This window comes from Methylocystis sp. sgz306128 (assembly GCF_056032725.1).
In genome coordinates this window covers 13,195-35,796 of record NZ_JBVYWO010000018.1, presented here as the reverse complement: position 1 = coordinate 35,796, position 22,602 = coordinate 13,195, and the positions used below count along the sequence as shown (strand labels likewise).

Annotated in this window: 20 protein-coding genes and 1 pseudogene; 14 read left to right on the top strand and 7 right to left on the bottom strand. The window is 55.4% G+C overall.

Features of this window, described 5'->3' with window-relative positions; all coding sequences use genetic code 11:
- Positions 1-158: 158 nt before the first annotated feature.
- Positions 159-1,373, bottom strand: a complete 1,215-nt coding sequence (locus AC0N03_RS16310) for an MFS transporter (protein WP_474289970.1) — start codon at positions 1,371-1,373, stop codon at positions 159-161.
- Between the two features lie 230 nt (positions 1,374-1,603).
- On the opposite strand from AC0N03_RS16310, the gene AC0N03_RS16305 reads away from it, so the two are divergent.
- From AC0N03_RS16305 to pqqE, 5 genes and pseudogenes are all read left to right on the top strand, one after another.
- Complete coding sequence (locus AC0N03_RS16305) at positions 1,604-2,539, top strand: AEC family transporter (RefSeq protein WP_474289969.1); 936 nt, start codon at positions 1,604-1,606, stop codon at positions 2,537-2,539.
- 100 nt (positions 2,540-2,639) lie between these two features.
- Positions 2,640-2,828, top strand: coding sequence for a pyrroloquinoline quinone precursor peptide PqqA (gene pqqA / locus AC0N03_RS16300; RefSeq protein ID WP_474289968.1), 189 nt, complete (start codon positions 2,640-2,642; stop codon positions 2,826-2,828).
- 33 nt (positions 2,829-2,861) lie between these two features.
- Positions 2,862-3,761: a pyrroloquinoline quinone biosynthesis protein PqqB gene (gene pqqB / locus AC0N03_RS16295; protein WP_474289971.1), complete on the top strand. Its 900-nt coding sequence runs from the start codon at positions 2,862-2,864 to the stop codon at positions 3,759-3,761.
- Positions 3,758-4,779 (top strand): annotated as a pseudogene (gene pqqC / locus AC0N03_RS16290) (pyrroloquinoline-quinone synthase PqqC). The gene pqqB and the pseudogene pqqC overlap by 4 nt, the downstream one beginning before the upstream one ends.
- On the top strand, positions 4,776-5,933 hold the full coding sequence (gene pqqE, locus AC0N03_RS16285; protein ID WP_474289967.1) for a pyrroloquinoline quinone biosynthesis protein PqqE: 1,158 nt from the start codon (positions 4,776-4,778) through the stop codon (positions 5,931-5,933). The pseudogene pqqC and the gene pqqE overlap by 4 nt, the downstream one beginning before the upstream one ends.
- A gap of 76 nt (positions 5,934-6,009) precedes the next feature.
- Here pqqE and AC0N03_RS16280 read toward each other — a convergent pair whose 3' ends face one another.
- The 6 genes from AC0N03_RS16280 to AC0N03_RS16255 form a co-directional block, all read right to left on the bottom strand.
- Positions 6,010-6,369 carry a c-type cytochrome gene (locus AC0N03_RS16280; protein WP_474289966.1) on the bottom strand — a complete coding sequence of 120 codons (360 nt, stop codon included), beginning with the start codon at positions 6,367-6,369 and terminating at the stop codon, positions 6,010-6,012.
- A gap of 73 nt (positions 6,370-6,442) precedes the next feature.
- Positions 6,443-7,696 carry a PQQ-dependent sugar dehydrogenase gene (locus AC0N03_RS16275; protein WP_474289965.1) on the bottom strand — a complete coding sequence of 418 codons (1,254 nt, stop codon included), beginning with the start codon at positions 7,694-7,696 and terminating at the stop codon, positions 6,443-6,445.
- Between the two features lie 441 nt (positions 7,697-8,137).
- On the bottom strand, positions 8,138-9,364 hold the full coding sequence (locus AC0N03_RS16270) for a glycosyltransferase (RefSeq protein ID WP_474289964.1): 1,227 nt from the start codon (positions 9,362-9,364) through the stop codon (positions 8,138-8,140).
- Positions 9,365-9,592: 228 nt separating this feature from the next.
- Complete coding sequence (locus AC0N03_RS16265; RefSeq protein WP_474289963.1) at positions 9,593-11,047, bottom strand: amidase; 1,455 nt, start codon at positions 11,045-11,047, stop codon at positions 9,593-9,595.
- Between the two features lie 41 nt (positions 11,048-11,088).
- Positions 11,089-12,108 (bottom strand): alpha/beta fold hydrolase, encoded by a 1,020-nt coding sequence (locus tag AC0N03_RS16260; RefSeq protein WP_474289962.1) that lies wholly within the window; start codon positions 12,106-12,108, stop codon positions 11,089-11,091.
- A gap of 72 nt (positions 12,109-12,180) precedes the next feature.
- Positions 12,181-13,497, bottom strand: a complete 1,317-nt coding sequence (locus AC0N03_RS16255; RefSeq protein WP_474289961.1) for a purine-cytosine permease family protein — start codon at positions 13,495-13,497, stop codon at positions 12,181-12,183.
- A 520-nt stretch (positions 13,498-14,017) separates the two neighbouring features.
- On the opposite strand from AC0N03_RS16255, the gene AC0N03_RS16250 reads away from it, so the two are divergent.
- From AC0N03_RS16250 to AC0N03_RS16210, 9 genes are all read left to right on the top strand, one after another.
- Positions 14,018-15,157 carry a transporter substrate-binding domain-containing protein gene (locus AC0N03_RS16250; RefSeq protein WP_474289960.1) on the top strand — a complete coding sequence of 380 codons (1,140 nt, stop codon included), beginning with the start codon at positions 14,018-14,020 and terminating at the stop codon, positions 15,155-15,157.
- 16 nt (positions 15,158-15,173) lie between these two features.
- Entirely contained in the window at positions 15,174-15,755 is a 582-nt protein-coding gene (locus AC0N03_RS16245) for an ANTAR domain-containing response regulator (RefSeq protein WP_474289959.1), read from the top strand.
- 134 nt (positions 15,756-15,889) lie between these two features.
- The gene (locus AC0N03_RS16240) at positions 15,890-17,137 is read left to right on the top strand and encodes a transporter substrate-binding domain-containing protein (RefSeq protein ID WP_474289958.1); all 1,248 of its coding nucleotides are present in this window, start codon (positions 15,890-15,892) and stop codon (positions 17,135-17,137) included.
- A 72-nt stretch (positions 17,138-17,209) separates the two neighbouring features.
- Positions 17,210-18,073: an urea ABC transporter permease subunit UrtB gene (urtB, locus tag AC0N03_RS16235; protein ID WP_474289957.1), complete on the top strand. Its 864-nt coding sequence runs from the start codon at positions 17,210-17,212 to the stop codon at positions 18,071-18,073.
- Positions 18,070-19,188 (top strand): urea ABC transporter permease subunit UrtC, encoded by a 1,119-nt coding sequence (urtC, locus tag AC0N03_RS16230; protein WP_474289956.1) that lies wholly within the window; start codon positions 18,070-18,072, stop codon positions 19,186-19,188. Before urtB ends, urtC begins: the two co-directional genes overlap by 4 nt.
- A complete protein-coding gene (urtD, locus tag AC0N03_RS16225; protein WP_474289955.1) occupies positions 19,185-19,937 on the top strand; it encodes an urea ABC transporter ATP-binding protein UrtD in 753 nt (250 codons plus the stop codon). Before urtC ends, urtD begins: the two co-directional genes overlap by 4 nt.
- Positions 19,930-20,628: an urea ABC transporter ATP-binding subunit UrtE gene (urtE, locus tag AC0N03_RS16220; RefSeq protein ID WP_474289954.1), complete on the top strand. Its 699-nt coding sequence runs from the start codon at positions 19,930-19,932 to the stop codon at positions 20,626-20,628. The genes urtD and urtE overlap by 8 nt, the downstream gene beginning before the upstream one ends.
- Positions 20,629-20,671: 43 nt before the next feature.
- Positions 20,672-21,712: an aliphatic amidase gene (locus AC0N03_RS16215; protein ID WP_474289953.1), complete on the top strand. Its 1,041-nt coding sequence runs from the start codon at positions 20,672-20,674 to the stop codon at positions 21,710-21,712.
- Positions 21,713-21,800: 88 nt separating this feature from the next.
- A complete protein-coding gene (locus tag AC0N03_RS16210) occupies positions 21,801-22,598 on the top strand; it encodes an AAA family ATPase (protein WP_474289952.1) in 798 nt (265 codons plus the stop codon).
- Positions 22,599-22,602 lie beyond the last annotated feature (4 nt).

Here is a 22,602-nt window from a genome sequence, read left to right as displayed (position 1 = left end):
CGATGCATATTTCCAGGAAATCATCAAAGGCGGCATAATCGTCGCTGCCGTCGTCGTCGATCAGTACAGACAACGTAAACGCGCAAAAGCTTGATCAACCAGGCTGAGTTTCATCATAGCCCTGAGAAAGGCGGCGTGCAGGCTAAACCGCTCCGGGGCTAGCGACGTCCGTGCGCCATGGCGGCGGATTCCGGTCTGGAACGCAATTTGAGTACCGCGATTGTGCCCAACAGCGGGCCGGGCGCCAGCACGATGAATGCCCAGCGCCACCCACCAAAGGCAGAGGCCACCAGCGGCATTATCCAGATCGCAGCTATCGTGATCGCAAAGCCGATGCCCATCTGCAATGCCAGCGCGGAACCGACCAGCCTCGCCTCGGCCAGTTCCGTGATGCCAGCAGAAAACTGGGCTGAATCCGCGATCACCGCTATGCCCCACACGAGCGCGATCGCGATAAAGAGCCAGGCCGGACCGGCAAAGGCAAAGCCGATCAATATCGAACACAAGCCAGATATGGTCATGGCCAGAGCCGTGGTGGCGCAGCGTCCAATGCGATCTGACAAAAGCCCGCCCAATATGCATCCCACGACACCAACCGCCAGAACCATGAACGTGATGAGCGAGGCATTGCCGCCAAAGGCTGGGTTTCCTGCCGCGTGGGCAGCGCCTGAATAAGCCAGAAACCAGCTCCACATCGCATAGAGTTCCCACATATGGCCAAAATAGCCCATATTCATCAGCATCACTGGCCGGTTGCGCAATATGCTCCCAATCAGGCGCGCATCAACTTTCGCGCTTGAAAAGGGAAAAGGCCCTTCGCGCAAAGCCAGCGCAAAGATCGCGGCACCCAGCAGGCCCGCGCTTGAACTGACAAGCACCACCGCGCGCCAGTCCATTCCGCCCCCGAGGCCGCGAATAAGATGAGGCATGGCCGAGCCCAGAGTGAGGGCGCCAATCAGCAGGCCGAGTGCTATGCCGCGTCCCGTGCGAAACCATGTCGCCATCAGTTTGATGGACGGCGGATAGACCGCCGAAAGGAACAATCCCGTTAATATGCGCGCGATGATAGCCGGACCCGGACCGGGACTGACGAGAAGCGCGAGATTTGAGATTGCCGCCAGCAGAGCCGCTGCCGACATCACAACATTCAGCCGCGCGCGGTCGAACAAGCCAAAGACCGAAGCGCTGACCGCGCCGGCAACAAAGCCCGCCTGCACACCGTTGGTGAGCCATGCCGCGGCAGTACCGTCAAGGTTCCAGCGGACCTTGAGTTCTGGAATGACTGCCGTCGCAGAAAACCACGTCGTCAAGGACAGAACAACGGCCACACAGGCGAGCGCAAGGAACACCCATCGGTTTTTGATACGGATCATCGTTCTGCCCCCAAATGGAACGATAAGAAATGCGGCGCGCGACAGGAATACGAGTTGTCATAATATATCATATTCGTCACAAAGCCCCGCAAAGGGCTGCAATGCCGAGCACGTTGCATAAAATATTATGCCCTGCCTCATGTTTTCGGCATAAGCGCGCGGTACAAGATTGAACACGCATTCATTGCCGTTGTAGAAAGAGCTCTTTCCTTTTCCGTTCGGAAGTTTTCATGCTCGCGCCCTTCATGGTTGTCCTTCCGATCTTCGGCTTGATATTTATCGGCTATGCTACGAGAAAAATTGGCATTTTTGGCGCTGGTGCTGTAACCGAGCTCAACAGGTTTGTTGTCTTTCTCGCCCTGCCCGCGCTGCTGTTCGATATTATGGCGCATACGAACTGGGCCACATTTTACCAGCCCGCGTTCATTGCAGCTTTTGGTTTGGGTTGCGCGGTCATCTTCGGGGTTACGGTCATCTTCCGGCTGCGCGCCGGCAGGCCGCTGTCGGAGGCAAGCATTGATGGCCTGAATGCCGGTTATGCAAACACGGGCTTCATTGGCTTCCCGCTCTCCATGGTGATTTTTGGCCGGAGCAGCCTCGAGCCCACCGTCATTGCAACCATCATCACTGTCTGTGTTTTGTTCGCGGCAGCTATCATCCTGATTGAATTCGACATTCCGGGGGAACATTCAAGCTTCGCCCTGTTGAGGAAGGTGGCCTGGTCGCTGCTCAAAAACCCACTCATCACAGCGCCCGCGCTCGGTGGTCTGCTCGCATTGTCCGGAATTGCTCTGCCGCACAGTTTCGAAACATTTCTCACCCTGCTTGGCAATGCCGCTTCACCTTGCGCGCTGGTCGCGCTGGGGCTTTTTCTTGCCAATCAGCGTCATGTTTCCAATTTTCATTTGCCGGAGACTTTGACTTTCGTGATGCTGAAGCTGATCGCTCAGCCCCTGCTCGTCTTTGTGCTGGCGCGATTTGTCTTTTCTCTGCCGTCACAACTCCTGCATATCGCGGTTCTGCTATCGGCTTTGCCGACAGGCACCGGCCCGTTCATGCTGGCAGAGCTTTATGACCGCGAAGCGGCCGTCACGTCGAATTCAATCCTGATCTCGACCATTCTGTCTGTTTTCACAGTCTCTGCTTATCTTGCATGGATCGGTTAGAGATAATTGCCGGCGATTATTGTAAGGTGGATCGCAGATTTACGAGCCAGACTAACACCTTCAACATGCAGACCAATTGGGATTTCGTCACGCGGATTTGATGTCTCGTCAGACAATTTATCTAGTGACAAGAACACATTTTATGTTAGCGTTGTCCTGTCAGTTCATTCGCTCCAGACGGGGGAATGTGCAATTTGGGAGAATTGTTATCATGGCATGGACAACACCAAGCGTTTCTGAAGTCTGCGTTGGCATGGAAGTTACCAGCTATTCCTCGGCAGAAATTTAAATTAAGCCAGCGCGGTTTTTGCATGTGAGTGTGCTGACCGTACTTGTTTTGGGTTCTGCAGCCGGTGGGGGCTTTCCGCAATGGAATTGCCGCTGTTCCGGCTGCAAGCTTTTTTGGAATAACGATCCGCGGGTTGTGCCGCGCACCCAATCGTCCATCGCAATTTCTGCTGATGGAGAGAACTGGCTGCTTGTCAATGCTTCGCCCGATCTTCGCGGACAGATCATCGCCAATCCCCGGCTACATCCTAAGCAGGGTAACAGGCATAGTCCGGTGAAGGCCGTTGCGATAACCAATGCCGATGTTGATCATATTGCAGGATTGATCAACCTGCGCGAAGGCCAGCGGTTTGACCTTTACGCGACGGCGGCGACACAGGACGTTCTTTCAGGCAATTCTATTTTCAATGTGCTGAACAGCGATGTCGTACGGCGCGAAACCTTGCCGCTCGATGTCCCGCTCGATATCGGATTGGGCCTGAATTTGCGGGCCTTTGCCGTACCCGGAAAAGTAGCGCTCTATCTCGAAGATGAATCTCTGGTCGTCGGAGAATCCACCGATACAACCATAGGCCTGAGTATCAGCGCGCATGGCAAGCGCGTGGTCTATATTCCGGGCTGCGCCAAGGTTGACGCGCGGGTTCTGCGCGAGGCGCAAGGCGCCGATTTGCTGCTGTTTGACGGGACCACTTTCACCGACGACGAGATGCCGCACCTCGGTTTGTCGTCCAAAACGGCCCGGCGCATGGGGCACACGCCGATCACCGGCGAAGGCGGCTCTGTCGACGCCTTTTCTGATCTTGGCATACGCCAGAAGGCCTATATTCACATCAACAATACAAATCCTATTCTGATCCGGAATTCACCCGAAGAAAAATTGGTGAAGCAAAACGGATGGATCGTAACCCAAGATGGAATGGTGTTTGAGCTATGAGCGATTTACTCACGCATGACCAACTCGAAGCTGCGCTGCGCCATGTCGGGGCGACCCGCTATCATAACCTCCACCCCTTTCATCACCTGCTTCATACCGGGCAATGCTCCAAGGCACAGGTTCAGGCCTGGGCCCTTAACCGCTACTATTATCAGTCAATCATCCCGATCAAGGATGCAACAATCCTCGCTCGCATGAACAATTCCGCCGACAGGCGCGCATGGCGCCAGAGGATTATCGACCATGACGGCATGAACGAAAACGATGGAGGCATCATCCGCTGGATAAAGCTGGCGGAAGGTGTCGGATTGAATCGCGATGACGTCATGGCGCACAAGGGCACCCTGCCCGCGACGCGGTTCGCCGTCGACGCCTATGTGGAGTTTTGCCGGAGCCGCTCGCTGCTCGAAGCCATCGCTTCGTCATTGACCGAAATGTTCTCGCCCCAGATCATCAGCGAGCGCATTTCCGGGATGCTGGAACATTATCCTTTTGTGACACGGGAAACTCTGGCCTATTTCACGGCACGACCCGTTCAGGCCAAACGGGACGCGGAGTTCGCGCTTTCCTATGTCAAGGAAAATGCCAGGACACCCGAACAGCAACAGGCAGCTATAGCCGCCCTCACCTTCAAATGCGATCTCCTCTGGGCGCAACTTGATGCGCTTTATTCCGCCTATGTCATGCCCGGCCATATTCCGCCGGGCGCATGGCAACCGGAGACAACCGCATGAGCGAACAGCGCAGCATACAATCGGAGTCTGTCCCCAGATTTTCCCGCGGCGTGCGGCTGCGGCATGATGCGGTGCGCGACGAATGGGTGCTGCTCGCGCCGGAAAGATTGTTCAAGGCGGATGCGATCGCGGCGGAAATTCTCAAATCATGCGACGGCAAGACCAATCTGGCCGGGCTGGTTGATTCTCTGGCAGCAAAATACAATATTGGACGTGAGATCATTGAACGGGACGTGAAGGCGTTGCTTCAGGGTCTGATTGACAAGAGGATGATTGACATATGACCATTGCGCCGGGTTCCTCGCCAACCTTCAAGGCGCAGCAATTGCCTATCGGATTGCTGGCAGAGCTCACGCATCGCTGCCCGCTGGCCTGCCCCTATTGTTCCAACCCGCTCAAGCTGGACGAACGCGATACCGAAATTTCGACACAAGACTGGAAGCGGGTTTTTTCTCAGGCGCAGGAACTGGGTGTGCTGCAGGTGCATCTGTCCGGCGGAGAGCCCGCCGCACGACGCGATCTCGTCGAGATTGTCGAACATTGCGCGGCCATCGGACTTTATACAAATCTCATCACATCCGGCATTGGCGTTACTGAACAGCTGATAACGAGCCTCGCGGCTGCGGGGCTCGATCATATTCAACTGTCGATACAGGATTCAGAAGCAGAATCGGCCGATCACATTGCTGGCTATCGCGGTGCCTTTGCCAAAAAAATGCAGGTGGCCGGGTGGATCCGGGAAGCGGGCTTTCCGCTCACGGTCAACGCCGTTATCCACCGCGCCAATATTGAGCGCTCCGGCGCCATGGTGGAACTTGCATTGAAGCTGGGCGCGCAGCGCGTCGAAATTGCGCATACGCAATATTATGGCTGGGCTATGCCCAACCGTGCAGCTCTCATGCCGACACGCGCGCAAAGCGAAGCCTCTGTCGCCGAAATCGAGCGCCTTCGCCAGGTCCACGCGGGAAAAATTGTCATTGATCTCGTCGTACCGGATTATCATGCGGCCTATCCGAAAGCGTGCATGGGCGGCTGGGCGGCGCGCTTCGTCAACGTAACACCAAGCGGCAAGGTTCTGCCATGCCATGCGTCGGAAACCATTGCCGGCATGGAATTCTGGAACGTGCGCGACCACGATCTTGCGGATATCTGGCACAATTCGCCGGCCTTCAATGCATATCGCGGCACAGACTGGATGCCGGAGCCCTGCCGGTCCTGCGAGCGCAAGGAGGTCGATTTTGGCGGATGCAGATGTCAGGCTTTCGCCCTGCTGGGCGACGCCTCAGCCACTGATCCGGCCTGCCAGAAATCCCCCCACCATCACCTGATGACCGAAATCGCCTTTGCTGACGCAAATTCAGGCACCGAAGACTATATCTACCGACGATTTCCGGCAAAATCAGTATCGGCCGGGAAAAGCCCGGCTGAACAAGTCTGACCCCATCGCACCTGCGCCGCCGGCTCCCGCTCTGACCGGGCGAGGCTTGCTTGTGCCGCCAGAGGCATACGAAGGACTATTGCCCCGGAACCTTTGAAACGGTTACCGTTATCGCGGAATAATAAGCGGCGACATCCTCGATTTCCTTGTCGTTCAGCGTGGGGGCCACAACTGACATCATCGGGTTCTGTCTTTGCCCGGATTTAAAGGCGTTGAGCTGGGCGATGAGGTAATCGGATTTTTGTCCGGCAAGATTTGGCGCCTCAACCACCACGGCCACGCCATCAATGCCATGACAAACCTCGCATTTATGCGCGACGTTCCGGCCCTCCATGACGTTGCCCTGAGCAAAGCTAAACTGCGTCTGGGCAAGCAGAACGGTTGAAATCGGCAAGATCCGGCGGATCAAATGCCATGAAATTCCTGCAAAGTTCATCTTCACACCTATCTTTGCTGTAAAAAAACAGCTCCGACATGGGTCGGAGCTGTCATGTCAAACAAACGGCTGCTTATTTGCCGTCGTAGGTGATGCGATAGATTGCCCCGACGAGATCGTCGGAAACAAGCAGCGAGCCATCCCATGACACGGCTACGTCCACCGGACGGCCGAGATAATGGCCATTTTCATTCCAGCCTTCAGCGAAGGGAACTGACGGCCCTGCGACATGACCGTCTTCCTTCAGGAAGGTGACCATCACGCGGGCGCCGACCGGCACAGTACGGTTCCAGGAGCCATGCTGCGTCGAGAAAATCGCACCCTGATATTTAGCCGGGAACATGTTGCCGGTGTAGAATGTCAAGCCGAGGTCGGCGGCATGAGCCACCTGCTCAACTTCCGGGAACACTACATTGGCCGGAGGCGTTTCGCTCTTATATTCATTGGTACGGGTATGACCGCCGCCATACCAGGGGAAGCCGAAGTTCTCACCGGCCTTTTCAATGCGGTTCATTTCGCCCGGAGGGATATCGTCGCCCATGCCATCGACCTGATTGTCGTTGGTCCAGAGCGTTTTATCCTTGGGATTGAAGTCCATTCCGACAGGATTACGCAAGCCCGTAGCATAAACTTCACGGTTTTTGCCATCCTGATCCATGCGGATGATGCCGCCCATGCCGATCTTCGCATACAAGGCAACCTTATCCTTCGGCGGCACATTGTAAGGCTGACCCATCTGGATATAGAGCTTGTTATCCGGTCCAACGCGGCATTCGCGCGCCGTGTGATTGAAGCTCTCTTCAGCCTTTGGTATCAACTCGCCTTCCGAAACCACTTCGCTGACAGCCACATCGGGGCTTTCATAGAAAAATTCCGCGGCCGGATATTGCAGCACGCGGTTCTGCTCAACGATATAAAGGAAGCCATCCTTTGACCAGCAGGGTCCGTTCGGGAGAACCTTGGCAATGGTCGGCGCAAATTCCTTCACTTCGTCAGCCACGCCACCGCGGGAACGATCCGTGACAGCGTAGACCTTGGTTTTGCGTGTGCCAACAATCGTGACGATCCCCTGCGGGCCGACTGCCATATGGCGCGCATCCGGCACCAGAGCGTAAAGTCCGATATGAAACCCCGGCGGCATCTTGATCTTTTTCAGGTTTTCGCGGACCTGATCGGCCTTGGGGCCATCCTGTGGAACCGTCGGCCAATCAACGGCCGCAGTGGTATGCATGCCCTCAAGCTTCTGCAAATTGTCATCGGCGTGGGCAACGATCGGAGTGAACGCAAATGTCGTTAATGCCAATGCGGCAGCAAGACGTAATTTCATAATTTCCTCCAATATTTTATCTGTTTTTAAAAATTGAATTTATGAACAGGTCTTATTTTTTAAGTTTCTTGAGCAGATTGCGGGAAATAGCCCGACGCCCGAAAAATAGAGCCAATCTCTAAATCTTAGAGCATACGGAATAATCACTTGGATTTTGAAATTATGGCTGATTTTGCCTCCCAACAAACGCCAAGGTTACCGCTGTCATTTTAATTTAAATTTTCTTTTTCTGCGGCAATGAAGCAGCGTAATTCAAACTTTTGAAGTCTGTCAATAGCGCGCAGCGCGCGAAATGACATTGGTTAAAGACATTGGCAAAATAACCCCTAAGCCGATCATAATTCATCAATATTTCAGCATTCATGGACGGATTTGGATCTGCATTCCTGAATAAGAATGGCCCTTGGTTCACAGAAGCGAATTTCATATTCCTGCCGATAGCTATTGGGCCGGCAGACCAAGCAATTCGAGATAGGATGGCACGCTATGCCGGCGGAATGAATAATTGTCTCTGATAAAGCCGGCGGCTCTGGTGCCTATCTCCGGCCACTTCCCCATGAAAATTTGTTCGGCCTTATCCAGAAGCTGCGCTTGATCGAAAAAATCGAACATCAGTCCATTCTCACCGTCCCGAATGAATTCCCGTACCGGCGGCGTATTGCTGGCCAGAACAGGCGCAGCGCAACTCATCGCTTCGAGCATCGACCAGGAAAGCACGAAGGGACAGGTAAAATAGATGTGCAGCCGCGTGATCTGCATGAGGCTGATGAAATTATGATAAGGGATCGTGCCCGTAAAATGTACCCTGCTCATGTCCAGCTGGGAGCCGACCTCAGCCAGCATCTGTTCGCGGTAATTTGTGAATGGTGGTCTGGGCGGAGCACTGTAGCTGACCTCATCGCCACCCACGATCACAAACTCTGCATTTTTCAGCCGTTGCTGCAATTTCGGCAATGCACGCATGAACACGTGAAAGCCGCGATGCGGCTCAAGGTTACGGCAGACGTAAGTTACAACAGGCACCGAACGGTCGAGTCTCCTGCCGTTGGCCAATGTCAGATGCGCGCTAATATTCGGCTTCGCAATATCGGTTTCAATGCCTTCGTGGATCACGGTGATCCGGCGCTGATCTGCCAACGGGTAGACGCTGCGCTGCCATTGAGTCGGGCTTATGCCGCTATCTGATGCGCTCAGGGCATGCAGCTGAATCGTGTTGCGCATGCGCAAAATATATTTCTGATCGGGATAGATTGGAAATTCCGGGTCGAACCCAACGTCCCTGCCCTCAATGCCGTAGAGAAACTCGAAATAGCTGATAATGCGCGCCCGGGGAAAAACATCCCTCACGAACAGCATTTCGCCCCAGCCGGGATGTCCGATGATCACATCCGGACTAAGACCGTTATTTTTCAGTTCCTGCAAGGCTATCGCAACATCGAGTCCACGACGCGAGGTGCGGGCAAAATCAACGATCAGAGGATCAACCTTATCGGGATCAAACACATTTGGCTGATACCCGGCGACCTGATAACTGAAATTCAGCCCCCGCGCCCGGATGCGCTTCGTCTCGCCGAGGCCAAACACCTGCACGCCGGGCACTTTTGCCAGAGCGTCCGCCAGCCTCAGGAACTGGCCGGGATAATTTTGATGAATGAAAAGAATTTGCACCAGTATGTCCTGATTTGACAAACGATGCGGATTAACTCATCAAAAAATAAATACAAAAAAGTAAATGTGAGAACATATTTCTAAAATTTTGATTTATTATGACCTTAACCGATATAAGCTATTATCAAATCCAGTCACTTTTCGATTTTAATTTCAAAAAATACTTACATTTATGCGAAAGCGCCGCAATTGAGAATCAATTACGGCGCTTCCATAGATTTCTATATTCTAAAGACCAAGACCTTCAAGCATCGATGGCCAGGCCTGCTTCCAAGGCTTTGCAGCCTCGAAGGCTGCTGCGGCCCGCATCACGGTCGGATCATCGAGATGGCGGCCGATGATCTGCAGACCAACGGGCAACCCATCGGATGTGAATCCGGCAGGCACTGATGCCGCGGGCTGCCCTGTGAAATTCATCGGAAACGTGAAGGCCAGCCAGCGGAAGGGATGAACGATCTGCCCGTCGATTTTTTCCGGTCCCTGAATATGGACCGGAAACGGCGGAACCGCGAGAGTAGGCGTCAGCAGCAGATCGTACTTGCTCATGAACCGCCACATTTTGTTGACCACGGCCTTGCGCGTCATCAGCGCATTGGTGAAGTCTTCCGCTGTCCAGGGCCGCATGATGAAGTCAACCAGATGCGGGGTCATGTGATGGCCGTGCTTGGCCACCATCTCCCGCATACCGCGCAGATCGGTTTCCATTGCCACAATAGCCCAGAATGCGCCATAGGGATCGTCCCAGCCGGGGTGCGCCTCTTCCACGACGCAGCCGAGATCGCGCTCGAAAACCTTGACCGCCTCTCCGACGACACGACGTACTTCGGGATCAACCGCCGCATAGCCCCAGTCGGAACTATAGGCGATCCGCAAACCCTTCACGCCGCCTTCCAATGTTTTCATCCAGTCGAAATCAGCCTTTGGCAGGCTGTAGCGATCACGCGGGTCGGGGCCGGAAATAACAGACAGCATCAGTGCGCCGTCTGCCACTGTGCGGCTCATGGGGCCGATATGTTCGAGGCTTTCCCAGCTTGAAATGCCGGGATAGCGCTCATCCTTGGTGCCGGGATAAAGCGGCACACGGCCCATGGAGGCCTTCATGCCAAAAAGTCCGGAATGGGCTGCAGGAATACGGATTGAGCCGCCACCGTCGCTGCCGATGGCAAACGGCCCCATGCCTGATGCGACTGCAGCTCCCGAACCGGCGCTGGAGCCGCCGGGCGTCAGGGCCAGGTTCCACGGATTGCGCGTTGTTTCAAAAACCGGATTATGTCCGACGCCGCTGTAGCCGAATTCCGGCACATTAGTCTTGCCAATGATGACAGCGCCAGCCGCCTTCAGGCGTTCGACCACGACATCATCTTCATCGGGAACAAAATCCTCATAGGCAAAGGACCCGGAAACGGTTTTGATTCCCGCTGTCGCGACAAGATCCTTGATGCCGACCGGAACCCCGGCCAACGGGCCAGGATCCTCGCCCTTCGCGATCTTGCGATCGACTGCAGCGGCTGCCTGCCGGGCGATTTCCGGCGTCGGCGTACAAAATGCGTGCAGATGAGGCTCCAGCTTTTCCATCCTTGAGAGGATGGCCTCTGTGACTTCGACTGCCGAAACTTCCTTGTGCCGAACCTTGGATGCGAGCGACACGGCATCCATGCGGCCAATTTCCTTCTGCATCGTCATGCGTTCTTCCCTTCAGAATGTTCTGGAGCCTCAACGTTGATTTAGCTGGCGAGCAATTCCTTCAACGCCACGTCGAGATATTTCACATCGACGGGATTGGTGCCGGGGCCGCCGGCAAAATGCCCCCAAATCGACGGAATGGGCCGATATTCCGCATTGGGCATCTTGCTCACCTCATATTTGCTGTCCTCAGGCGGGAAATAGAGGTCGGTCTGGCCGGGCATGACGAACGCTTTGGCCTTGATCGCACCAAGAGCCTTGTCAAAATCGCCGTTGTAAATTTCATTGGCGCTGATGTCGCCATGCTGCCATGTCCAGAGCATGGTCAACAGATTGTTGGCGTCCTTCGGAAGGAAGAAGCCTTCCCAGAAGGCCACGAGAAAATCCTCCAGCGAGGAATATCCCAGCGTCTTTATGTCGAGATTTTCCCTGTAGAAGGCTTGTGAGAAGCCCCAGCCGGCGTAAACGCGCGCCATGGCGCGAAGGCCGCGGGCAGGCTTTTCCTTATACCAGCCGTTATTCCAGGCCGCATCGGCCGTAAGCGCAGCCTTGACGCCTTCAAGAAACACGAAATTATGCCGCGAACATTTGGCAGAGCCGCAGAACGGCAAAATGCGCTCGACCATATCGGGGTATAGAGCGCCCCAATGGAAGGTCTGGAGTGCGCCCATCGACCAGCCGGTGACCATCTTGATACGTTCGATGCCGAATTTCTCGGTGATCAGGCGGTGTTGAACCCGGACGTTGTCATAAGCGGTCACGTTCGGGAAACGCGATGCATTATAGGGTTCCGGCGTATTGCTCGGCGACGACGACAGTCCGTTGCCCAGCATGTTCGGAATGACGATAAAATAGTTGCGCGGATCAAGCGCCATGCCCTCGCCGACCAGCCATTCATTGTCGTAATGCTGGCCCGAATACCAGGTCGGATAGACAATGACATTGTCCTTTTTGGCATTCAGCGTGCCGAAGGTCTTGTAGGCCAGCTTGCAGTCGCGGATGGTTGCGCCAGATTGCAGGCGAACATCGCCAAGGTCGAATATTTCATAATCTCTGGACATTTTCATTCTCACGATAGAGGGACAAAAAAGGCTGGAGGGCGAAATGCCCTCCAGCAATGCGCAAGGAAAACCTTATTTCTCGTTCATCTTGCCGATGATGAAATAAGCCACACCCGCGGCAACGAATGCGGAAATGGCGGTTGACCATTCCGGAGCCTTGAACTCGACCATCAGCGCGACGGCCGAACCGATGATCCAGGCGATGAACGCCTGCGGACGCCAGTTTGCACTAGCGGTCGAGTTATGCCGAATCATATATTGATCGACCAGAATGATGGCACCGATCGGCGGAACGAGAACGCCAAGCAGCGACAGCCACTGGATGAAGAAGGCCCAGACGTTGCCAGCAGCAACGACAATGCCGATGGCGCCAAGGACAATCGCCATGAGCCGCATCTTGCTGCCCAGAATACGCGACCAGCCGGTTGCGGAATTATACAGGCAGTGCGCACAGACCGAGCCGAGATTGCAATAAAGGAAGATGAAGGCCAGTACCGACAACCAAGTCATCTGCTTGCCGTTCATGTAACCGAACATATTGTCCGTACCAAACGGATTGGCGTTGGGAGTTGCCAGAGCGGCTGTCATGACACCGCCAACCAGCATCGCGATCAGGTTAGCAAACGGAAAAGCGCTGAACGTCGACACGAGCGAACTCGTCGAATCCTTGGCCCAGCGGTTGAAGTCTGCCGTCACAGTGCCTGCATCCGCAAAAAGCGCCAGCACGATGGTCAGGCCCACGCCCAACGACATTGTGGCGGTGCCATTATTGCCGGCATAGTTATAAATTGCGTCCCAGCTGGTGGTGCTGGCGGCATCACCCGCAACCCAAAGCCCAAGCGCCACAAACAACGGCACGGAAACCATACCAATCCAATGCAGACCGCGCACCCCGACGAATGTGATCGCGATATATAGCAATCCGGCGATTGCCGTCATTGCGACATAATTGAGGTGATAAGTGGAGCTGATCAGAGCCCCCGTAATGCCCGTCTGAACCGCATACCAGCCAAGCAGCAATGTCGACAGAAGCCCGGAAGCCAGCACATAGCCCTTACGCCCAAACACGATGCTGGCAATCAGCGCGAAATTCATGCCCGATTTCGTGCCCAGCAGGCCCAGTAGTCCGACATAGCCGAACATCAGGATGTTGCCGATGATCATTGCCTTCAGCGCCGCGGCGAAACCCATGCCCAGCACAAGGATCGATCCCGTCATCGCCCCCGTGATGATCATCGGGAAACCTACCCAAACCATCGTTACAGAAAACATGCTCCGCCGCGCATTGGCGGGTACAGGACGATGCTCGAATTCCTCGCCCAACAGGTGATCGGCTTCTTCTTCAAGGTGTTCTAGAGCGCTTGAATGCGCTTCGGATTGTTGTGTCATTGGTGTTCTCCTCTCAGAGTCGTTCTGACTTCCAGCCAGACAGGGGTGCATGGATCCCGCGACATGACGCACAACACAAAAACGCAAAAAGCCCCGTAAGCTTTATCGCTTGAGCGATAAACTTAAGGGGCTTTTTTGCCGTGAATTTGTGGCGTTGTTGCCACTGGAACAATACAGGCAGAAAGGTTAGCGCTCCGTCAAGAAACTGTCAACTGCACTAATGATAGCGCTAGCATATCAATTCGACCTTTGCTAATATGAGATATTGGCGCGGCAATTGCATAACAAAAAACTTAAAAACCGCGTGGGAGAATAGACAAATTTGAAAATTAGAGCATTGTTGCATGCAGCGATACGGCAGTACTCTGCCGAGCAGGTAACATTCTGCTCGAGATATTTTAATCAAAACAATGAAAAATATAAATAATTCGTCTCGAATCGAATAATCGACAGTTGGTTTGAAGGGATCAGTTGCAAGCAGACGTGTTTCATAGGCGACAGACTAGGGGATGGAACGCCCATGCAAAATGATAGAAAATTAAGCACCTCCGAGCCGTGGCGCGTCGGCGTGCTGTTTTCTCGGACAGGTTTCATGGCGCTGATCGAGGATACGCAATATCGTGGCACGATGATTGCGATCGACGAAATTAACGAGGCCGGCGGCATCAACGGCCGGGAACTGGTACCAGTTGTTTGCGACCCCGCTTCGGATAATGCCCAGTTTCGCTATTGCGCCCGTAAGCTGCTGACCGACGAAGGCGTGAAGACGATATTCGGCTGTTACACGTCCAGCAGCCGCAAGGCCGTGCTGCCCATCGTGGAGCGGCTGAACGGCCTGCTTTGGTATCCAACCCTTTACGAGGGCTTCGAATTTTCGCCAAACATCATCTATACCGGCTCCGCGCCGAACCAGAACAGCATCAGCCTTGTGAATTACCTTGCCACGCATTACGGCACGCGGTTCTATTTTATCGGCTCTGACTACGTCTATCCGCGGGAGTCAAACCGGATCATGCGGCAGCTTATTGCCCAGAACGGCGGCGAGGTCGTCGGCGAAATGTATGCGCCGCTGGATGCGCGCCGTGAGGATTTTTTCCCGATCATGCGGGACGTGAAGAACAGTCAGCCCGATGTGATTTTCTCCACTGTTGTCGGCGCCTCCACGGTCTATCTCTACCAGACTTACGCCGAATTTGGTTTTGATCCGCGCAACATGCCCATAACCAGCCTGACGACCACCGAGGCCGAGATCGATGCAATGGGGCATGATGTCGGCGAAGGTCATATTTCGGCAGCGTCCTATTTTGAAGGCGTCGGCGGAGCCTCTAGCGCCGCCTTCGTGTCGCGCTACAAAAAGCGTTACGGCGAGAACGAAAGCACGAACATGTGCGTGGAGGCTGCCTATTTTCAGGTGAAGCTTTTTGCCAAGGCTCTGACACAGGCCAACACGCTTGAAACAGACGTTCTGCGTCCCGTAGTGCTCGGTTCAAGCGTCGACGCGCCGCAGGGACCGGTGTCCATCAATCCATCGTGCAGCCATGCCAACGTCTGGTCGCGTGTGGGCAAGGTCCGCAGGAACGGCAAATTTTCCATCGTCTATGAATCCACTTCCGAAGTCGCCGCAGATCCATTTCTGATCGGCCGACAATGTATGGCGTGAGGCTGCACCGTCAAAAATGAGCATTCCCAATCTTCCGCAACTTGCCCGGCTGAATGTGACAATCGTCGCCGAGCCAAACACCGAAAATACGGAATTGATGCGATATCTCCAGCGCACGCGTGCCTGCATCAGGCAGGTATGGCCCGTGCCGGAGACCATCGGCGAATCGACGGACCTTCTGATCTGCGACTACATGCGCGATCTGTCGCGTCGTCTGGCCTGGGTGCCAGGCGAATCGAAAGCGGCGCTGGTTCTGCTGTTGCCAAACACCGGGCATTACGAACTTAAGGAAGTTCATGCGGTCCTGCCCGATGCCGTGCTCTATCGCCCTTATCTGCCGCATATGATCGATGTGGCCATGACACTGGCGCTTGACCATTTCGGCTACAGCCGCAGACAGCGGCTGCGCATCGCTCGCCTCGACGAAAATATCAAGGCGCTGCGGGACATTGAAAAGGCCAAGCATGTGATCATGACAAGCCGGAAGGTGGGAGAAAACGAAGCCTATCGGATCATGCGCGACCTTGCGATGGAGCGCCGGACCACCATCGCGATCATTGCCGAGAAACTGATTGACTCGGCAAATTTGCTATTATAGCCTTTACCGATCCGCTAATTGCGGTGCCCGGCAATAGCGCCGGTAAAAAATCGATAGGCAACGCAGCCTCCATGTCTGATCCGCGGATCAGCTTGGGGGTTTTTTCGTGTTGGCTAAACGCTAGGGAGGTTGCAATGACAATTCATAGACGCGCCATTCTCAAAGGCGCAGCTGCTTTTGGCGCAGGCGCGCTGGGCGGATTTCCCCACATCTGGAGCAAGAATTCCGGTCTGGCCTATGCCGCCAACGGAGAAATCAAGGTTGGCGTGCTTTTTTCGCTGACCGGAACGACCGCCATCATCGAGGAATCCCTGAACAAGGCCACCATTCTCGCCATTGAGGAAATCAACGCGGCAGGCGGCATCAACGGCATGAAGATTGTCCCCGTGGTGGAAGATCCGGCTTCTGACCCGGCAACCTTCGCCGAAAAGGCCCGCAAGCTTGTTGTCGGCGACAAATGCGTGAGCGTGTTTGGCTCCTATACCTCGGCAAGCCGCAAGGCCGTTCTGCCTGTCTTTGAAAAGCGCAACAACCTCTATTTCTACCCGACCCTCTACGAAGGCCGCGAGTGCTCGAAAAACGTGATCTATACGGGCGCAGTGCCAAATCAGCAGCAGGACGAATTCGTTCCCTGGCTGGTGGAGAAATTCGGCAAGAAGTTTTTCCTCATCGGCTCCAACTACATCTATCCGAAGGAAGAAAACAACTATTGCAAGAAGCTGCTTGAAAAGCTTGGCGCCGAAGTGGTCAACGAGGAATACGTCCCGCTCGGACATTCGGAATTCAGTTCCGTCATCAGCAAGATCAAGAGCACCCAGCCGAATGTGATCTTCTCAACCGTGGTTGGTGACTCCGTCGTTGCCCTGCACCGGCAATATCGCGCAGCCGGTCTTGACCCGGAAAAAATGCCAATGGCCAGCCTCACCACCTCGGAAAACGAGGTTGCCGCAATGGGCGGAGACGCCGCAGCGGGGCATTTTACATCTGCACCCTATTTCATGGTTCACAAATCGCCGGAAAACGAGAAATTCGTTGCGGCCTACCAGAAGCGCTGGGGCAAGGACAAGGTCACGCATTTCGTGTCCGAGCCGTGCTATTTCCAGATGTATCTGTTCAAGCAGGCCGTCGAAAAGATCGGCAAGGGCGACATCACTCCGGACAATATCCGCGAAGCCATCAAAGGGCAGGAATATGTCGCGCCTCAGGGACGTATCCGTCTTGAGCGGGAAAACCTCCACACCTGGCTCTGGCCGAAAATTGCCCAGGCGCAATCGGACGGTCAGTTCAAGATCCTCAAGGATTCGTCGGAATGGAAGCAGCCTGACCCCTATGCGGCCTATCCGCATCAAAAGTGCACGGAATCTGGTCTGAAAGAGATCTGATCGCTCATTTTGCAAGTGTTGCGGCGGATTTCAGATCCGCCGCAATCAAGCGCGCAACAAGAGGTGGCCGACGTGCTTCTCGAACAAATCATCACCGGGCTCAGCATTGGGTCAATCCTGCTCGTGGTCGCTCTGGGGCTTTCCATCATTTATGGCTCCATGAACGTGATCAACATGGCCCATGGCGAATTCATCATGCTGGGAGCCTATGGCGCGTGGGCGCTGAAGACGTATTTCGGCATCAGCCTTCTGCCCAGCCTTTTCATTATTTTCATCGGCGTGGCGCTGCTGGGCGCAATTATCGAACGGGGCGTCATCCAGTTTCTCTACAAGCGTACGCTCGATACGATTCTCGCGACCTGGGGCATCGGCGTTATTCTGCAGCAATCGGCGCGTCTTCTGGCTGGCGGCGAGCTGCGCTATGTCGAAATGCCTCCGAGCCTTGGCGGCACGGTTGCCATTTTTGGCGTCGATGTGTCCGCCTACCGCCTGTTCATCATCATTTTTGGCGCGGCGTTGTTTGCGGCCACCTGGTATCTGCTCAACCGCACCACCATTGGCATGAAGTTGCGTGCCGTTGTCCAGGATCGCAGCATAGCCACGGCCTTCGGCATCGATGCCAATCGCATCTACACGCTGACTTTCGCCTATGGCGCCGGTCTGGCCGGACTAGCCGGAGCCTTGATTGCTCCGCTGAAGAGCGTCTCACCCGAAATGGGCACGAGCTATGTTGTCGATGCTTTCTTCGTCGTGGTGCTCGGCGGTGTTCAGAGCATCCTCGGCACGATCGCAAGCTCGCTCATTCTGGGAGAGCTTTCCGGCTTTCTCGCCTATTGGCAGAACGACACGATCGCCAAGGCGCTGGTTCTTCTCGCCATCATCGTCGTCATCAGATTTCGCCCGCAGGGGCTGTTCGTTACACGGGTGCGCGCATGACCACCTCAAAATCCATCAGGCAGATCGCCGTATACGCCATTGTCTGCGGCATTATTCTCGCCCTGCCCTTCTTCATCCATGACGATTTTCTTCTCAACCGCATGGCGCGCTATCTTGTGCTTGCCATGGTGTCTCTGGCGCTGAGCCTGTCATGGGGCTATGCCGGCATTCTGAATCTTGGGCAGGCACTGAGTTTCGGACTTGGTTCATATTGTATGGCCATGGCTCTGAAATTACGTACGATTCCGGTTCACACAGGGCCAGAGGGCCTGCCAGATTTCATGGTCTGGAACAATGTTCCAAGCCTGCCCTGGTTCTGGGTGCCGTTTTATTCGGTTCATTTTGCCATATTCGCCGGCATAGCCGTGCCGATGCTGGTCTCGGCCTTTCTTGGCTGGTTCATGTTCCGCGGACGTGTCACCGGCGTTTATGTCGCCATCATCACTCTGGCGACGCTGGTCGTGGCAAACCTGCTGATCATCGATCAGCAGAGGTTCACCGGCGGCTTCAACGGGATCACCGATCTGGCCCAGCTTGAGCTATTTGGCATCAGCTTCGATTCATACGGGAAGACCACATACAGCCTGATCGCGATCTGCCTGACATTGTCCCTGTTCCTTGCGCTTGCTGTCACCCGGAGCAAGGCGGGGCTAATCCTTCAGGCCATCCGCGATCAGGAATCCCGCGTCCAGTTCTTTGGTTACGACGTCGCCATGTACAAGACGGTGGTGTTCGCCATATCTGCCGGCATCGCCGGTCTTGCAGGCATGCTGTACACGATCGTGATGGAATTTGCCTCGCCAACATTCCTCAGCGTGCGGCTAAGCCTCTCCATCGTGATCTGGTGTGCCGTGGGCGGGCGGCAGAGTCTTCTGGGTGCCGTGCTTGGCGCCATTCTCGTCGCTGGAACACAGGGCGCGCTTTCTGAATCCGAAACCTTTCTCGACACCTGGACGCTGGTGATGGGCGCTCTGTTTGTGCTCGTCGTCCTGTTCCTTCCCAACGGGCTGGCCAGCATCTTCGACAGGATCGCCGCCGGCAAGGCCGAAAGCCGCAACAGGGCTGCTGCAAGACCGGTTGCCCTGTCTGTCACAAAATCCATGGAGGACGCATGAGCGCCCATCTGAAACTTGACGACGTCAGCGTAAGCTTCAATGGCTTCAAGGCTGTCAACGGCCTGTCACTCTCTGTCCGGAAAGGCGAATTGCGCTGCCTGATCGGCCCGAACGGCGCCGGGAAAACCACTGCTCTTGACCTGATCTGCGGCAAGACCAAGCCGACATCCGGCTCTATCCGCTTCAAGGACAAGGAAATCGGCCATCTCGACGATTATCTGATCGCCCGGGCCGGAATTGGACGAAAATTTCAGGTTCCCAGTGTTTTCCGGCAACTGACCGTACGCGAAAATCTGGAGGTGGGTTTTTGCAAGCGCAACGGCGTATTCGCCAATCTGTTCCGCTCCAGCCATTCTTCCGAAGCAGACGGACTGCAAAAGCTGGCGGATTTCGTTGGCCTGAGCAGCCACCTCGATGCACCTGCCGGCTACCTCTCGCATGGCCAGACGCAATGGCTGGAAATTGCCCTGTTGCTGGCGCAGGACGCGGAACTGATTCTGCTCGACGAACCGACTGCCGGCATGACCGAGCAGGAGACGCAGAAGACGGCGGACATCTGCAACAGACTCAAAGGCAAGCACACGATCATCGTGGTGGAACACGACATGCGCTTCGTCAAAGAGATCGGCGACGTCATCTCCGTGATGCATCAGGGCAAGCTGCTCGCAGAGGGCACAGTTTCGGAAATCGAAAACGACGCCATGGTCAAACAGGTCTATCTCGGTTCGATGGGGATCAGCCGTGCTTAAAGTCAAAAATCTCGGAGCCTATTATGGCAACTCCCCCGCGCTGCAGAACATCACGCTGGATGTTGCAGATGGCAGCCTGATGAGTGTGATCGGGCGGAACGGCGTAGGCAAGACCACCTTGCTCAAAGCCCTGCTCGGCCTGATGGATCGTACGGAAGGCGAGATCGAGCTCGACGGCCAGTCCATCAGCGAAGCACCGACATTCCGGCGGGCGCAGGCCGGCATAGGCTATGTCCCGCAGGGGCGCGGCATTCTGCCGGGGTTCACCGTGCGCGAGAACCTCAAGCTCGGAACCTTTGCCCGCGCCGGCAAGCCTGACAAGAATTATGACGAACTGATCTTTCAGCTTTTCCCGATCCTCAAGGAATTTCTGAATCGTCTCGGCGGCAATCTCTCCGGCGGGCAGCAGCAGCAGCTGGCAATTGCCCGCGCCCTGCTCACCAACCCGAAAATCATCCTGCTCGACGAGCCGACCGAAGGCATCCAGCCCAACATCGTTGAGCAGATCGAGGATGTCATCATCACGCTCAATCAGAAGCACGGCATCACCATCGTGCTGGTTGAGCAGGATATCAGCTTCGCAAGACGTGCCTCCAGCAGTTTCATCATCATGGAGAAGGGGCAGGTTGTTGCGGGAGGCCCCGTCAAGGAATTGACGGACACGCTCGTGCACAGGCACCTCGCGATCTAGAGGCGAAATGGCACGATAAATCAATAATCAAGGAGAATAGGCTATGCTTCACGGAGATATTTCCAGCAGCAATGACACAGTCGGCGTTGCCGTCGTCAACTACAAGATGCCGCGCCTGCACACCAAAAAGGAAGTCCTGGAAAACGCCCGCAAGATTGCCGACATGATTGTCGGTATGAAATCCGGCCTTCCGGGCATGGATCTTGTCATTTTCCCGGAATACAGCACGCACGGGATCATGTACGACCAGAAGGAGATGTACGAAACGGCATCTCAGGTTCCCGGCGAGGAAACCGAGATTTTTGCCGAAGCCTGCCGCAAGGCCAAGGTCTGGGGCGTGTTCTCGCTTACCGGCGAGCGCCATGAGGAACATCCGAAAAAAGCGCCCTATAACACACTCATCCTCATGAACGACAAGGGTGAGATCGTCCAGAAATACCGCAAGATCATGCCCTGGGTGCCGATCGAAGGCTGGTATCCCGGCAACTGCACCTATGTGTCGGAAGGCCCGAAGGGCATGAAGATCAGCCTCATCATCTGCGATGACGGCAATTACCCCGAAATCTGGCGCGATTGCGCCATGCGCGGCGCTGAACTGATTGTTCGTTGTCAGGGCTATATGTACCCGGCAAAGGAACAGCAGGTGATCATGGCCAAGGCCATGGCCTGGGCCAACAATTGCTATGTGGCCGTCGCCAACGCCGCCGGCTTCGACGGTGTCTATTCCTACTTCGGCCATTCCGCCATTGTCGGCTTCGACGGCCGCACACTTGGCGAGACTGGCGAAGAGGAAATGGGCATTCAATATGCGCAGCTCTCCAAGTCGCTGATCCGCGATGCACGCAAGAACGGCCAGAGCCAGAATCACCTCTACAAGCTGCTGCACCGCGGCTATACCGGCCTGATCAATTCGGGCGAAAGCGCACAGGGCGTCGCCGCCTGCCCCTTCGACTTCTACAAGAAGTGGACCAGCGATCCGGAGGGTACGCGCGAAATGGTTGAAGCCATGACGCGCTCGACGCCGGGCACCGAGGAAAGCCCGATCGAAGGCATTCCGAACGCCAAGACACGCGCCCACCGCTGAAACAACGGCGCAGGGTGGCGGCCTTCGCTGCCCTGCGCCCAAAACAAACCGGCGGCTTTGCCTCACCGCCGCAATATGGTGTCGACAGATGGATCTCAGTTCTTACCTCATTCACGACGAGCCCTATTACCGGCCGGTGGCCAATGAAATCAGCTTGTTCTCCGCAGCCTATGCCGCGCGTATGCCGATGATGCTAAAAGGCCCGACGGGTTGCGGCAAAACCCGGTTCATCGAACATATGGCATGGCGTCTGCGGAAACCGCTGATCACCATTGCCTGCCACGAGGACATGACAGCCTCGGATCTTGTCGGGCGTTATCTGCTCGATGCGAATGGAACGGTCTGGCACGACGGTCCGCTCGCCATAGCCGTGCGCTACGGCGCCATTTGTTATCTCGACGAAGTTGTGGAAGCGCGACAGGATACGACAGTGGTCATTCATCCGCTCACGGACGACCGCCGCATTCTGCCGCTGGAAAAAAAGAACGAACTCGTGCCTGCACATCCCGATTTTCAATTGGTCATCTCCTATAATCCCGGCTATCAGAGCGTGATCAAGGATCTGAAAGAATCGACCAAGCAGCGCTTCGCCGCGCTGGAGTTTTCATATCCTGAACCGGATATCGAGGCCGAGATCGTTGCACACGAAGCGGACATCTCAAGGCAGCAAGCCGACATTCTGGTCAAGATCGGCCATCGTTCGCGCAACCTCAAGGGACATGGCCTCGACGAAGGCGCGTCAACGCGCATGCTGATACAGGCTGGCCGTCTGATTGACGGCGGCATCGGCGTACAGGAAGCCTGTGAGGTGGCGCTGGTTCTGCCCATCACCGACGATCAGGACATGCGCTCGGCGCTCAAGGAAGTCATTTCGGCCTGCATCTGACACT